Consider the following 13,606-nt stretch of genomic DNA (forward strand, 5'->3'; position numbering starts at 1 on the left):
ATTAACCGCCGCAGAGAAAAAGCCCCGCCTCCGTTATCATCCCGTCCACCCTCTCGTCATGGGGCTCTTCGGGCACGCAGGGCACTTCCTGGCAGGAAAACGCATAGCCGAAGGCCCGCACCGGGCCGCGCGCGCGCAATCCGGCAAGCGTGCGGTCGTAATGGCCCGCGCCATAGCCGATGCGGTAGCCGCGCCCATCGAACGCCGCGAGCGGCACCATGAGCGCCTGCGGCACCACCTCGGGCGCGTCTGACGAAGGGGTGGGGATGCGATAGGCGCCCGCAAGCTCAAGCACGTCGCCCGCCTGCCAGCGGCGGAACAGCAAGGGTTCGTCCCGGCTCAGCACCACCGGCAAGGCGACGATCGCGCCTGCATCCCACAGCAAGGCGGCGAGCGGGGCGGTGTCGATTTCATCGCGGAACGGCGCGAACACGGCGACCGAATGGCCCCGCACGTCTTCAAGCAGCGACATGGCGTGGAGCGCGGCGCGCTGGGAGGCGTGGGAGCGTGCCTCTTCTCCCATGGCGGTGCGGCGGGCGAGCGCCGTGCGGCGCAGGGCCGCCTTTTCTTCCTGCCGAGCAGCCGCGTCCTGTTTCGACGCGGGATCATCCGCGCCGACGGCTCTCGTGCCTGACGGGGAAGGTCGGGAAGCGGAAGGCGAAAAGATCATGTGCGGAGCCGCAAAAGCCGTCGGAGGTCGATCCCGGGAAACCTACAGCGTAGGTGGGCGCCGTGTGTCCAAGCCCAGGGGCGAGGTCAGGAACAGCTCCCTTAAGGATCGATAAGGCCCCGGGGAATGTTCTCCTAACGAACCCCACAGCCCCGCCGATTGAATGTAGGCCCGCCGCGCCCCGCGCGCCAGAGGCGGTTTGAAATTTACCCAGATAACAAAACCGCGCGCCGCACCCGAACCGCCGCGCCGGGGCGGGTCAGCCCATGCCGACATTGGCGGTGGGCGCCGGGCCGACTTCGCGGGCGAGCTTTTCCAGGCGCTCGGCCACCTCGTCGATGGAGCGGGCGACGGCTTCCTCGCTTGCCTCCATGCGGGCGAGCGCGGAGGCGCGGGCATCGCGCTGGCCCTCGATGTCGCTTTCCAGCGCGCGGATGCGGTTGCGCGCCTCGGCCAGTTCGTCGGCGATGGTGACAGCGGCCATGACGGTGAGGCGCTGATCGCCGATCTCGCCGAAGGCGGTGCGCAATTGGGCGATGCGACTGTCGATGTCGCGCGCGAGGCGGATGAGATGCTCTTCCTGCCCCTCGTCGCAGGCCATGCGATAATAGCGGCCGGCGATGGTGACGCTGACTTGCGCCATATTATCCGCCGTGGGTCGCGAGCACGTCGCGGATCGTGCTCATGGCCACATCGAGGCGCCGCGTGACCTCCTGGGCCACCTCGCCCAGCTCCGCCACCTTCTCGCGCGCGCCGTCCAGCTCCTCGGCGAGGCGGGCGCGGTCATTGCCCATGGCATGGAGCTGCGCCAGCAAGGCCTGCTGATGGCGATCGGCATCGCGCCGCCGCTCCAGGGCGTCGGTCAAGGCATCAAGCGCGGCGTGCAGGCGCTGCGTTGCCGTTTCGATGGGTCCAGTCTCGGCCGGGCGTTGCTTCAAGGCGTACATGAAATTCGAGTGTAGCTGAATCGGCGCGAAAACAGAGCCGTCTTGCCACTTGTCAACGGGAATTAGGGCGAGCAAGAGACCGCTGGCCCGCCGGCAGGGCGAAACCCGCCGCGAACCGGGCCGAAATGACGCAGAATGCGATGGGGGCAGGACGCCATGGGTGGGGACGCGATGGGTGGGGACGCGATGGGCGAAACGGGGAATGGCGGCGCACGGGGCGTCGGGCGGTGCATGACGGCAATGGCGGGGCGCGCCCTGCTGGTGATGGCCGCCGTTCTGGTCGCGGCCTGGGCGCACGCTGTTCCCGCGGCGGCGCAGGGCGCCAAGCCCACGCCCGCCTCGGCCCAAGGGGGCCAACCCGACCAGACGCCGGATGCCGTGGTGCGCGCGCTCTACCAGCATTATTTCGACACCGCCCCGGAGACGGTGGTGAGCTTCGACTATAGCGATCCCGCGACCGCGAAGTCCTATTTCGACCCGGCCCTGGCGAAGCTGATGGTGGCGGACGCCAAGCGGGCCGCGCCGCACCTCGATTTCGACCCCTTCATCGATGGGCAGGATTTCGAACTCTCCCCGGTCACCTACCAGACCAAGACGGTCTCGCGCGGCGAGGCGCTGGTGACGGCGCAATTCCTGAATTTCGACGAGACCAAGTCGATCGTCTTCAAGGTGGTGCGTACCGGCGCCGGCTGGCGCATCGCGGATGTGCAATGGGGCGGCGGGCGGGAGACGCTGCGCGCGCTGCTGGCCAAGGCGGGGAAATAAACCTGCGACATTATCGGCGCGATGACGCCGGCGGCGGCCGGGCCGGTCCGGCGTGCCGCGCTGCGGGAAAAAATGCCTTTGCGAACAAATGGCAACACGCGCGCAGCGCCCGGGCGCGACCATCCGGCGCGGCCCGCGCGGGGCCCGATCCCTTGACCTGCGACTTCCGCTGCGTTTGACACCCCGGGCAGCGCTGCTATCACTGCCGCGCCGCGGCATCTGCCGCTTGGCTCTTGTTGCCCATAAAGGCGCCCCCGGCGCCGGAGACCTGCCCCGCATGTCCAGTCGCGAACGCCATGACCGCATGGCCAACGCCATCCGCTTCCTCGCCATCGATGCCGTGGAAGCCGCGAATTCCGGTCATCCCGGCCTGCCCATGGGCGCCGCCGACATCGCCACGGTCCTGTTCTCCGACATCATCAAGTTCGATCCCGCCGACCCGAAATGGCCGGACCGCGACCGCTTCGTGCTCTCCGCCGGCCACGGCTCCATGCTGCTCTATGCCTTGCTGCACCTGCTCGGCGTGGAGGGCGTGAGCATCGAGGAGATCAAGAAGTTCCGCCAGCTGGGTTCGCTCACCCCCGGTCATCCGGAAAACTTCATCACCCCCGGCATCGAGACCACCACCGGCCCGCTCGGCCAGGGCATCTCCACCGCGGTCGGCATGGCAATGGGCGAACGCCTGATGGCGGCCCGCTTCGGCCGCGACGTGGTGGACCATTATACCTATGTGCTCGCCTCCGACGGCGATCTGATGGAGGGCATCAGCCAGGAGGCCATCGACCTCGCCGGCCATATGAAGCTCTCCAAGCTGATCGTGATGTGGGACGACAACCGCATCTCCATCGACGGCGCGACCTCGATTTCCGGCTCGACCGACCAGCTCGCCCGCTTCGCCGCCTCCAATTGGGCGACGACGCGCGTGGACGGGCATGATCCGGTCGCCATCCGCGCCGCGCTCGAAGCTGCCAAGACCTCGGACCGGCCGACCCTGATCGCCTGCCGCACGGTCATCGGCTTCGGTTCCCCCGCCAAGGCGGGTTCGGAAAAGGCCCATGGCTCGCCGCTCGGCGCCGCCGAGATTGCCGCGACCCGCGCCGCGCTCGGCTGGGAAGCCGGCCCGTTCGAAATCCCGGACGATGCGCGCGCCGCTTGGGCGGAAGCCGCCGCCCGCAGCACCTCCGCCCGCAGCGCCTGGGCCGAGCGCCTCGCCGCCTTGCCCGCCGCCGACAAGGCCGAGTTCGAACGCCGCGTCGCCGGCACCCTCCCGCCCGCGCTCGACGCGGCGGTGAAGGCCGCCAAGGCCAAGGCTGTGGCCGACGGCGGCGCGGTCGCGACCCGCAAGTCCTCGGAAATCGTGCTGGACGCTTTGACCCCGGTGGTGCCGGAAATGCTCGGCGGCTCGGCCGATCTCACCGGCTCCAACAACACCCGCGCCAAGGGCATGAAGGCGATTTCGCCGAACGATTTCGCCGGCACCTTCGTGCATTGGGGCGTGCGCGAGCACGGCATGGCCGCCGCCATGAACGGGCTGGCCTTGCACGGCGGCATCATTCCCTATTCCGGCACCTTCCTGGTGTTTTCGGATTATTCCCGCCCCGCGATCCGCCTCGCGGCGCTGATGGGGACGCAGGCGATCCACGTGCTGACGCATGATTCCATCGGCCTCGGCGAAGATGGTCCCACCCACCAGCCGGTGGAGCACCTCGCGGCCCTGCGCGCCATTCCCGGCCTGCTGGTGCTGCGCCCGGCCGATACGGTGGAGACGGCGGAAGCCTGGGAGATCGCGCTGAAGGCCAAGGACCGGCCGAGCGCGCTCATCCTCTCGCGCCAGAACCTGCCGATCCTGCGCCAGGCGGACGATGCCAACCGCTCGGCGGAAGGCGCCTATGAGATCAGCCCGGCCTCGGGCGCGGCGCAGGTCTCGCTGTTCGCCACGGGTTCTGAAGTCTCGCTCGCGGTCGAGGCGCAGAAGCTGCTGGAAGCCCAGGGCGTTCCCACCCGCGTGGTGTCGGTGCCCTCGTTCGAGCTGTTCCTCGCCCGCCCGGCGGCGGAACGTCGCGCGGTGGTCGGCGATGCGCCGGCCAAGGTCGGCATCGAAGCCGCTATCCGCATGGGCTGGGACGCGATCATCGGCTCGGATGCCGCCTTCATCGGCATGAGCAGCTTCGGGGCCAGTGCGCCCGCGAAGGAACTCTACAAGCATTTTGGCATTACGGCTGAGGCCGTGGTTGCCGCGGCCTTGGCGCAGCTGCGCCAGGATTGAGCCGCACGGGGCTGTTTTAAGGAGCACCGTGCCCTTCCCGGAGGGTGCGAGGCTCCAACCGGATCGGGCGACGCGCAAGCGGGGCCTCACGAATGACGCGGCGCGCGGGCGCGGCGTCTTGAATGGTCAAGATATGGCCTCGGCCTGAAGGGTCGGCCAATGGAGGATGACATGACGGTGAAGGTGGCCATCAACGGTTTCGGTCGTATCGGGCGCAACGTGCTGCGCGCCATCATCGAATCGGGCCGCACCGACATCCAGGTCGTCGCCATCAACGACCTCGCCCCGGTGGAAACCAACGCCCATCTGCTGCGCTTCGACAGCGTGCACGGCCGCTTCCCCGCCCAGGTGGTGGTGGATGGCGACACGATCGATTGCGGCCAGGGCAAGATCAAGGTGACCGCCGTGCGCGATCCCGCGCAGCTGCCCCACAAGGAGCTGGGCGTCGACATCGCGCTCGAATGCACCGGCATCTTCGCCAGCAAGGAAAAGGCCTCGGCCCATCTGACCGCCGGCGCCAGGCGCGTGCTGGTCTCGGCCCCGGCGGAAGGCGCCGACATCACGGTGGTCTATGGCGTCAACCACGAGAAGCTCGCGGCCGAGCATTTCGTGGTCTCCAACGCCTCCTGCACCACCAATTGCCTCGCCCCGGTGGCGAAGGTGCTGAACGACGCGGTCGGCATCCAGCACGGCTTCATGACCACGGTGCACTCCTACACCAACGACCAGCCCTCGCTGGACCAGGTGCACAAGGACCTGTACCGCGCCCGCGCCGCCGCGCTCTCCATGATCCCGACCTCCACCGGCGCCGCCAAGGCGGTGGGCCTGGTGCTGCCGGAGCTGAACGGCAAGCTGGACGGCGTCTCGATCCGCGTGCCGACCCCGAACGTCTCGGTGATCGACCTGAAGTTCGTCGCCAAGCGCGCGACCACGGTGGCCGAGATCAACGAGGCCATCAAGCGCGCCGCCGAGAACGAATTGAAGGGCGTGCTGAACTATACGCTGGCCCCCAACGTCTCCATCGACTTCAACCACGATCCCCATTCCTCCACCTTCCATATGGACCAGACCAAGGTGATGGACGGCACGCTGGTGCGCATTCTCTCCTGGTACGACAATGAATGGGGCTTCTCGAACCGCATGGCGGATACGGCGGTGGCCTTGGGAAAGCTGGGCTGACCGGCGGCTGAGGGAGGCATCATCATGACCGCCATCGCCGACGCCGACATCACCGCTTTCCGCACGCTGGACGATGCGGACCTGGCCGGAAAGACCGTGCTGGTCCGGGTCGATCTCAACGTCCCCATGGATGGGGACCGGGTCACCGACGACACCCGCATCCAGGCCATCATGCCGACGGTGCGGGACATCACCCGCGGCGGCGGGCGGGCGATCCTGCTCTCCCATTTCGGCCGTCCCAAGGGCCGCGACGAGAGCCAGTCCCTCGGCGCCGTCATGCCGGCGGTGCGCGAGCGGCTCGGCGCGGCGGTGGGCTTCGTGCACGACTGCGTCGGCCCGGAGGCGGAGGACGCAGTCGCCAGCCTGCCGGCGGGCGGCGTGCTGGTGCTGGAAAACACCCGCTTCCATGCCGGCGAGGAAAAGAACGCGGCCGATTTCATCGGCGCCCTCGCCAAGCTGGGCGATCTCTATGTGAACGACAGCTTCTCCACCGCCCATCGCTCCCACGCCTCCACCGAGGGCCTGGCCCACAAGCTGCCAGCCTATGCCGGTCGCGCCATGCAGAGCGAGATCGAGGCCCTCACCAAGGCGCTGGAAGCGCCCGAGCGCCCCGTGCTCGCGGTGGTGGGCGGCGCCAAGGTCTCCACCAAGCTGGAATTGCTGGGCAATCTCTGCCGCAAGGTGGACGTGCTGGTGATCGCCGGCGGCATGGCCAACACCTTCCTCGCCGCGCAGGGCCACACGGTGGGCAAGTCGCTGTGCGAGCATGATCTCGCCGCAACCGCGCGCGATATTCTGGAAAACGCCAAGGCGCGCGGCTGCGAGATCGTGCTTCCGGTGGATGTGGTGGTGGCGAAGACCTTCGCCGCCCACGCGCCCCATCGCATTGCCGATATCGATGATGTGGCCGCCGACGAGATGATCCTCGATGCCGGCCCGGCCACGATCGAGCTGGTCAAGCGCAAGCTCGGCACGGTCAAGACGGTGGTGTGGAACGGCCCGTTCGGCGCGTTCGAGCTGGCGCCGTTCGATGCGGCGACGGTGGCGGTCGCGCAGGCTGTCGGCAAGGCCACCCGCGAGGGGCGGCTGATCTCGGTCGCCGGTGGCGGCGACACGGTGGCGGCGCTGAACCACGCCGGAGCGGCCGACGACTTCTCCTATGTCTCGACCGCCGGCGGCGCGTTCCTGGAATGGCTGGAAGGCAAGTCGCTACCTGGGGTCGAGGCGCTGCGCCGCTGAGGCGTGTTTGCTAAAATCGGTTCCAGGGTCAAATCGGCCGCGAAAAGCGGCTTCTCAGATGGGTGGACTTAAGATGATGACGGCTGAGCTTGACGCGATCGCGCAGAAAATGGTGGCCGGCGGCAAGGGCATCCTGGCCGCAGACGAGAGCACCAGCACCATCAAGAAGCGGTTCGACGCCATTGGCGTCGAGAACACCGAGGACAATCGCCGCGATTATCGCGAACTGATGTTCCGCACCAAGGAAGCGATGCAGGATTATATCTCCGGCGTCATCCTGTTCGACGAGACCATCCGCCAGAAGGCCAAGGACGGCACGCCCCTGGTGCAGATCATCCAGGACGCCGGCGCGCTGCCCGGCATCAAGGTGGACGCGGGCGCCAAGCCCCTCGCCTTCTGCCCCGGCGAGACCATCACCGAGGGTCTCGACGGCCTCGGCGGCCGGCTGAAGGAGTATTACGCCCTCGGCGCCCGGTTCGCGAAATGGCGCGCGGTGATCGACATCGGCGCCGGCATCCCGAGCTATACCGCCCTGCGCGCCAATGCCCATGCGCTCGCCCGCTATGCGGCCCTGTGCCAGGAAAACAAGATCGTCCCGATCGTCGAGCCGGAAGTGCTGATGGACGGCGATCACGGCATCGACCGCTGCTATGAAGTCACCGAATGGGTCCTCAAGACCGTGTTCGAGGAGCTGTATTATCAGCGCGTGCGCCTGGAAGGCATGGTGCTGAAGCCCAATATGATCGTGCCGGGCAAGAAGGCCCGCACCCAGGCTTCGGTGGAGGAAGTCGCGGAAAAGACAGTGCGCGTGCTCAAGAGCTGCGTGCCGTCCGCGGTGCCGGGCATCGCCTTCCTCTCCGGCGGCCAGGCGGACGAGGACGCCACCGCCCATCTCGACGCCATGGTGAAGCTGGGCGGCCTGCCCTGGAAGCTCACCTATTCCTACGGCCGCGCGCTCCAGGCCGCGCCGCAGAAGGCGTGGTCCGGCAAGGCGGAAAATGTCGGCGCCGCCCAGGCCGCCTTCACCCATCGCGCGCGCATGAATTCGCTCGCCGCCCTCGGCCAGTGGTCCAGCGCGCAGGAACAGAAGGCCGCCTGAGCCTTCATGTCCCGATGTGAAAGGCCCGTCCCCCGCCGGGGGCGGGCCTTTTTCGTGCCGCGCGGGGGGCGGTGAAGAGGGGCGATGAGGAGGGGCGATGCGGGCAGGAAACGCCTTCGCGACCCCTTCAGCGGCGGGCGGCCCTTGCTTTTTTCCGCCCGCGTGCTCTAGCCATCCTGCACGGCCATATTTCCTCGGCCGTGTTTTCGCCCGTTTCTTGGCAGACCGATCGGACCCATGTCGAATACGCAACAGGCGCAGGGCGCCCGGCTCATGCTGATCCTTCCCGCCGCGCCGGCCCTTGGCCGCAGCGCCGTCGCCGCGCGGGTGCGCGCCGGAGACATGGCCGCCGTCATCGCCCGCATGGGCGAGGGCAAGGGCGAACGCGAGCGGCTGCGCGGCCTGATGGCCCCGGTCCAGGAGGCGGACGCCGCCCTGATCGTCGATGGACGCGCCGACGTGGCGATCGACATCGACACCGACGGCGCCCATCTCTCCAGCGTCGCGGCGCTGAAGAAAGCCATTGGCACCCTCAAGCCGGCGCGGATCGCGGGGGCTGGCGGCCTCACCTCGCGCCACGACGCCATGGAGGCGGGAGAGGCCGGCGCCGATTATGTGATGTTCGGCGGCTGGGAGGCGGATGCCCCCCCGTTCGAGGAGGTGCTCGACATGATCGCCTGGTGGGCGGAAGTGTTCGAGGTGCCCTGCGTGGGCGTCGCCACCTCGGCCGAGGAGGCGGAGCAACTGGCGCGCGCCGGGGCCGATTTCGTCGCCTTGTCCGGCGATTGGATTACCGGGGCCGAGGCCGAGGCTCGCATCGCCGAAATCGCCGCCCGCATCGCCGCCGTGGAGCGCGCGCCTTGAGGCGGCCGCCCGCATTGCGCCATTTCCTGCGGGGCGGAACATGCCCCGAGGGCTTGGATCTGCTTTTCCAGGGCAAGAATTTCCGCCAGAGCCGGACGCCGGCACTGCGCATCGCGGTCGCCGTGGCCGGCCTTTTGCTGCTGGCGGGCCTTGCCGCGCCGCTACGCGCCGAGGCGCAGACCGGCGAGAAGCCCGCCGCCTCGGGCACGAACGGCGCCAAGACAAGCAACGGCGCCAAGCCGAGCAATGGCACCAAGGCGGGCAACGGGGCGAACGGGGCCAAATCCGCCCCCGCACCGGCCGCGCCGCCGGCCCCCGCCGCCGCCGCGCCGGCGCCGAGCGGGCCCGTGGACGTGGCCTTCGGCGCCTATCAGGCGGGCAATTATCTCACCGCCTACAAGGAAGCCATGAAGCGGGTCGAGGCCGGCAATGATCCCGCCGCCATGACGCTGCTCGGGGAATTGTACGCGCGCGGCTACGGCATCCCCTACGATCCCGCCAAGGCTGCGCAATGGTACGAGCGCGCCGCCAAGGCCGGCTCGGCAAACGCCATGTTCGCGCTCGGCATGATGAATCTGACCGGCCAGGGCCGGGCGGTCGACGAGAGCGCCGCGCAGAAATGGTTCGAGCAATCGGCGAAGGCCGGCAATCCGGCGGCGGCCTATAATCTCGGCCTGATCTATCTCCAGGGACGCGGCGTCACGCAGGATTTCACCAAGGCGGCGACCTATTTCAAGCAAGGCGCCGACGGTGGGGTCGCGGATGCCCAATATGCCCTGTCGGTGCTGCTGAATGCCGGCAATGGCGTGCCGGTCGACAAGGCGGCAGCGCTCAAATACCTCACCGCCGCCGCCCAGCAGGATCACGTGACCGCCGAGGTGGAACTCGCCATCGCCACCTTCAACGGCAATGGCGTGCCGAAGGACGAGGCGGCGGGCGCCGCCCTGTTCCGCAAGGCCGCCCTCGCCGGCAATGCGATCGCCCAGAACCGCTATGCCCGCGTGCTCTCGGTGGGCCGCGGCGCGCCGCAGAACAAGGTGGCGGCCGCCGCCTGGCACATGCTGGCCAAGGCGCAGGGGCTCGGCGATCCCTATCTCGACGGGGTAGTGGACAGCCTCTCGCCGGAGGATCGCAAGAAGGCGGAAGACGTCGCCCACAAGTGGATCGCCCTGACGCCCAACGCGGTCCAGCCTTGACGCAGCCGTGCGGGACGGGCAGAGGATCGCGCTCAATTCAATTGACGGCCGCCCGCGCGGCCTCCTTTTGCAGACCCGGCCAGGAGCGGAGCGCCTTCGCGCCGCCGGGTCTGCGCCCTCACAGCGGCACGGCCGGCGCATCGTCCCTGGCGGACGGCGCCGGTGCCGCATGGCAGGAATGGTTTTTCGCACAATGATCCGCTCTCCGCTCATCACCGTCATGGTCCAGGCCGTCCGCAAGGCCGCGCGCGGGCTCACCCGCGATTTCGGCGAGGTCGAGAATCTCCAGGTGTCGGTGAAGGGCCCGGCGGATTTCGTCTCGGCGGCGGACCGCAAGGCCGAGGACATCCTGTTCACGGAACTCTCCCGGTCCCGCCCCGGCTTCAGCTTCCTGATGGAGGAGCGCGGCCGGGTGGAAGGCACCGATCCGGCCAATGAATGGGTCATCGACCCCTTGGACGGCACCACCAATTTCCTGCACGGCATTCCCCTGTTCGCCATTTCGGTGGCGCTGGTGCGCAATGGCGCGCCGTTCGCTGGCGTCATCTTCAATCCCGTGACGGATGAATTGTTCGTCGCCGAAAAGGGCCAGGGCGCCTATCTCAACGACCGCCGCTTGCGCGTCGCCGGCCGCCGCAAGCTGGCCGAATCGGTGGTGTGCTGCGGCCTGCCGCACATGGGCCGGGGCGATCACACGCGCTTCAACCGCGAGCTCGCCAAGGTGCAGACCCAGGTCGCCGGCCTGCGCCGCACCGGTGCTGCCGCGCTGGATCTCGCCTGGGTGGCGGCGGGGCGGTTCGATGCCTTCTGGGAGCGCAATCTCTCCGCGTGGGATATGGCGGCGGGCATCCTGATGGTGCGCGAGGCGGGCGGCTATGTGTCCGATCTCGACGGCGGCGACCAGATCCTGGAAAAGGGCGATGTGATCGCCGGCAACGAGGACATGCGGCGCGACCTTCTGGCGCTTCTGAAGGCGGCCTGAGGCCAGCTGGGCGCGACGCCGCGCCGGTCCGCCGCGCCCGCGCCTTTACCTTCGCACCGTTTCAATTTTCCCGGCCCGCGCCGGGCGCGGTTCCATTTGCGGCCATCTGTGCCATAGTCGCCCGTCAGGGGAACGGCCTGCGGGAGCGAAAATGGCGCGTGTCGTTGATCCGTACGTGAAGGTGTCTTCGCCCCGCATCTTCCTGGTGCGGATGGTCATCTTCCTCCTGCTCTGCGCTGCCCTCGCCGCGGTGCTCTACCAGCAGATCCAGGCTGCCTTCCTGAACAATCCCGGCTTGAATGCCGTGATCTTCGGCGTTCTGGCCTGCGGCATCATCCTCGCCATCCGGCAGGTGGCGCGGCTGTTCGCGGAAGTGGAATGGGTGAACTCCTTCCGCCTCGCCGATCCCGGCCTTGCCGTTTCCCGCGCGCCGACTTTGCTTGCCCCCATGGCCGCCCTGCTGCGCGATCGCATGGGACGCATGGCGATTTCCCAGGCGACCATGCGCTCGATCCTGGATTCCATCGGCACACGGCTCGACGAGGCGCGCGACACGGCGCGCTATCTCACCGGCCTGCTGGTGTTCCTCGGCCTGCTCGGCACCTTCTGGGGCCTGCTGGAAACCGTCTCCTCCATCGGCGGGGTCATCAGCTCGCTGGAGGTGCGGCCCGACAGCGGCTCCATGTTCGACGAGATCAAGCGCGGCCTTGCCGCCCCGCTCGCCGGCATGGGCATTTCCTTCTCGTCCTCTTTGTTCGGCCTCGCCGGCTCGCTGATCCTCGGTTTCCTCGATCTCCAGGCCGGCCAGGCGCAGAACCGCTTCTATACCGACCTTGAGGACTGGCTCTCCACCACGGTGGAGGATCTCGGCGATCCGGTCGGGCCGATGCCGCGCGAGCGCTTGCCGGTGCTGTCCGCCTTGCCCCATGGGGGCGGTGCTTCGGGCGCGGCGGGCATTCCGGCCGCCCTTCCCCTCGCCCTGCCGCCGCCCGCGCCGCTGGATGTGGCGCCTTTGGTGGAGGCCATGGCGAAGCTGGAGCGCACGTTGACCGAATCCGGCTCCCAGCGCGTGACCACGGCAGTCTCGCAGCTCGCTGAGAGCTTACAGGGGCTGGTCACCCACATGCGCTCCGAACAGGCGCTGATGAAGCAGATGATCGAGGTGCAGACCGGCCAGCAGGAGGAATTGCGCCGCATCGTCGACCGGCTGGACCAGACCCTCGACACCTATGACGAGACCGAGCCAGAGCCCAGAAGCGGCGGTCGGGGGGCCTGAGCATGGCCCTCGGCCGGCGCAGCCGCGAGCGCACGATCGATTATTGGCCCGGCTTCGTGGACGCTTTGTCCACCTTGCTGCTGGTGTTCATCTTCCTGCTCTCCGTGTTCATGATCACCCAGTTCTTCCTGACCCAGGACATTTCGGGCAAGGACGACGCCATGCAGAAATTGCAGGCGCAGATCCGCCAGCTCACCGAGCTTCTGTCCCTGGAACGGGCGACGGGGCTCACGGCGGAAGGGGAATTGAGTACCCTGCGCGCCAGTCTTGACGCCACCACCGCCGAGCGCGACCGCCTCAAGGGCCAGCTGAGCGCCGCCCCGGCCGCGCCCGCCCCCTCGCGCGAACAGGCGCTCGCGCGCGAAGTGGATGTCCAGAAGGATGCCGCTTCCCGCGCGCTCGCCCAGATCGAATTGCTGAACCAGCAGATTTCCGCCTTGCGGCGCCAGATGGCGGCGCTGGAAGAGGCGCTCAACGCCTCCGAGCAGCGCGACAAGGAGAGCCAGACCCGCATCGCCGATCTCGGCCAGCGGCTGAACGTGGCGCTCGCCCAGAGGGTGCAGGAGCTGAGCCGCTTCCGCTCGGAATTCTTCGGCCGCCTGCGCGAGATCCTGGGCAACCGGCCGGACATCCGCATCGTCGGCGACCGCTTCGTGTTCCAGTCCGAGGTGTTTTTCGACCGCGGCTCCGCCACCCCGCGCCCGGAGGCCCTGCCCGCCCTCGACCAGCTCGCCGGCGCCATCCTCGATCTGGAAAAGCAGATTCCGCCGGATATCTCCTGGGCTCTGCGGGTGGACGGGCACACCGACAATCGCCCCATCTCCACCCCGCAATTTCCCTCGAACTGGGAATTGTCGGCCGCCCGCGCCATCGCGGTGGTGCAATATCTGATCGCCAAGGGCGTGCAGCCGACCCATCTCATCGCCGCCGGCTTCGGCGAATATCAGCCGATCGACCCCGGCACCACGGACGAGGCCCAGGCCCGCAACCGGCGCATCGAGCTGAAGCTGACCGAGCGCTGATCGCGCCCGAACGGCGCGCTTGACTCTCCCGCGCCGTTCCGGAATCTATAAGAACAAATAGGGAACACGCGAGCCACCCCAAAGGCGAAAAGCCCAAGGCC

Annotated in this window: 13 protein-coding genes and 1 other RNA gene; 10 read left to right on the plus strand and 4 right to left on the minus strand. The window is 68.3% G+C overall.

Annotated features, from left to right (window positions below; all coding sequences use genetic code 11):
- Position 1 precedes the first annotated feature (1 nt).
- The 4 genes from V5G24_RS22835 to V5G24_RS22850 all read right to left on the minus strand — a co-directional run bounded on the left by V5G24_RS22835 (position 2) and on the right by V5G24_RS22850 (position 1,617).
- Positions 2-670 (minus strand): 5-formyltetrahydrofolate cyclo-ligase, encoded by a 669-nt coding sequence (locus tag V5G24_RS22835; RefSeq protein ID WP_394083931.1) that lies wholly within the window; start codon positions 668-670, stop codon positions 2-4.
- A gap of 1 nt (position 671) precedes the next feature.
- Positions 672-826, minus strand: a non-coding RNA gene (ssrS, locus tag V5G24_RS22840) — 6S RNA.
- Positions 827-929: 103 nt separating this feature from the next.
- Positions 930-1,313 carry a cell division protein ZapA gene (locus V5G24_RS22845; protein ID WP_348845882.1) on the minus strand — a complete coding sequence of 128 codons (384 nt, stop codon included), beginning with the start codon at positions 1,311-1,313 and terminating at the stop codon, positions 930-932.
- Between the two features lies 1 nt (position 1,314).
- Positions 1,315-1,617 (minus strand): DUF4164 domain-containing protein, encoded by a 303-nt coding sequence (locus tag V5G24_RS22850; protein WP_348845881.1) that lies wholly within the window; start codon positions 1,615-1,617, stop codon positions 1,315-1,317.
- A gap of 186 nt (positions 1,618-1,803) precedes the next feature.
- Here V5G24_RS22850 and V5G24_RS22855 point away from each other — a divergent pair, with 186 nt between their 5' ends.
- The 10 genes from V5G24_RS22855 (at position 1,804) to V5G24_RS22900 (ending at position 13,505) form a co-directional block, all read left to right on the plus strand.
- The gene (locus V5G24_RS22855; protein WP_394083933.1) at positions 1,804-2,382 is read left to right on the plus strand and encodes a DUF3828 domain-containing protein; all 579 of its coding nucleotides are present in this window, start codon (positions 1,804-1,806) and stop codon (positions 2,380-2,382) included.
- Between the two features lie 277 nt (positions 2,383-2,659).
- Positions 2,660-4,648: a transketolase gene (gene tkt / locus V5G24_RS22860; RefSeq protein ID WP_394083935.1), complete on the plus strand. Its 1,989-nt coding sequence runs from the start codon at positions 2,660-2,662 to the stop codon at positions 4,646-4,648.
- A gap of 171 nt (positions 4,649-4,819) precedes the next feature.
- A complete protein-coding gene (gap, locus tag V5G24_RS22865) occupies positions 4,820-5,827 on the plus strand; it encodes a type I glyceraldehyde-3-phosphate dehydrogenase (RefSeq protein ID WP_394083937.1) in 1,008 nt (335 codons plus the stop codon).
- Positions 5,828-5,875: 48 nt separating this feature from the next.
- Positions 5,876-7,066, plus strand: a complete 1,191-nt coding sequence (locus tag V5G24_RS22870) for a phosphoglycerate kinase (RefSeq protein ID WP_394084515.1) — start codon at positions 5,876-5,878, stop codon at positions 7,064-7,066.
- 73 nt (positions 7,067-7,139) lie between these two features.
- Positions 7,140-8,165, plus strand: a complete 1,026-nt coding sequence (locus V5G24_RS22875) for a class I fructose-bisphosphate aldolase (RefSeq protein WP_394083939.1) — start codon at positions 7,140-7,142, stop codon at positions 8,163-8,165.
- A gap of 237 nt (positions 8,166-8,402) precedes the next feature.
- Positions 8,403-9,029 carry a thiamine phosphate synthase gene (locus tag V5G24_RS22880; RefSeq protein WP_394083941.1) on the plus strand — a complete coding sequence of 209 codons (627 nt, stop codon included), beginning with the start codon at positions 8,403-8,405 and terminating at the stop codon, positions 9,027-9,029.
- A 53-nt stretch (positions 9,030-9,082) separates the two neighbouring features.
- Entirely contained in the window at positions 9,083-10,225 is a 1,143-nt protein-coding gene (locus tag V5G24_RS22885; RefSeq protein WP_394083943.1) for a tetratricopeptide repeat protein, read from the plus strand.
- A gap of 193 nt (positions 10,226-10,418) precedes the next feature.
- On the plus strand, positions 10,419-11,207 hold the full coding sequence (locus V5G24_RS22890; RefSeq protein WP_394083945.1) for an inositol monophosphatase family protein: 789 nt from the start codon (positions 10,419-10,421) through the stop codon (positions 11,205-11,207).
- Positions 11,208-11,358: 151 nt separating this feature from the next.
- Positions 11,359-12,483, plus strand: a complete 1,125-nt coding sequence (locus V5G24_RS22895; RefSeq protein WP_394083947.1) for a flagellar motor protein MotA — start codon at positions 11,359-11,361, stop codon at positions 12,481-12,483.
- Positions 12,484-12,485: 2 nt separating this feature from the next.
- Entirely contained in the window at positions 12,486-13,505 is a 1,020-nt protein-coding gene (locus V5G24_RS22900) for a peptidoglycan -binding protein (RefSeq protein WP_394083949.1), read from the plus strand.
- The last annotated feature ends 101 nt before the right edge of the window (positions 13,506-13,606 follow it).

Source organism: Roseixanthobacter finlandensis (genome assembly GCF_043195105.2).
Lineage (GTDB): Bacteria > Pseudomonadota > Alphaproteobacteria > Rhizobiales > Xanthobacteraceae > NCEH01.

Excerpts from the sequence above, each read along its gene's own strand:
- V5G24_RS22845 (WP_348845882.1), bottom strand. The coding sequence starts at position 1,313 with ATGGCGCAAGTCAGCGTCACCATCGCCGGCCGCTATTATCGCATGGCC.
- V5G24_RS22855 (WP_394083933.1), top strand. The coding sequence starts at position 1,804 with ATGGGCGAAACGGGGAATGGCGGCGCACGGGGCGTCGGGCGGTGCATG.
- V5G24_RS22880 (WP_394083941.1), top strand. The coding sequence starts at position 8,403 with ATGTCGAATACGCAACAGGCGCAGGGCGCCCGGCTCATGCTGATCCTT.
- V5G24_RS22835 (WP_394083931.1), bottom strand. The coding sequence starts at position 670 with ATGATCTTTTCGCCTTCCGCTTCCCGACCTTCCCCGTCAGGCACGAGA.
- gap (WP_394083937.1), top strand. The coding sequence starts at position 4,820 with ATGACGGTGAAGGTGGCCATCAACGGTTTCGGTCGTATCGGGCGCAAC.
- tkt (WP_394083935.1), top strand. The coding sequence starts at position 2,660 with ATGTCCAGTCGCGAACGCCATGACCGCATGGCCAACGCCATCCGCTTC.
- V5G24_RS22895 (WP_394083947.1), top strand. The coding sequence starts at position 11,359 with ATGGCGCGTGTCGTTGATCCGTACGTGAAGGTGTCTTCGCCCCGCATC.
- V5G24_RS22875 (WP_394083939.1), top strand. The coding sequence starts at position 7,140 with ATGATGACGGCTGAGCTTGACGCGATCGCGCAGAAAATGGTGGCCGGC.
- V5G24_RS22890 (WP_394083945.1), top strand. The coding sequence starts at position 10,419 with ATGATCCGCTCTCCGCTCATCACCGTCATGGTCCAGGCCGTCCGCAAG.
- V5G24_RS22850 (WP_348845881.1), bottom strand. The coding sequence starts at position 1,617 with ATGTACGCCTTGAAGCAACGCCCGGCCGAGACTGGACCCATCGAAACG.
- V5G24_RS22900 (WP_394083949.1), top strand. The coding sequence starts at position 12,486 with ATGGCCCTCGGCCGGCGCAGCCGCGAGCGCACGATCGATTATTGGCCC.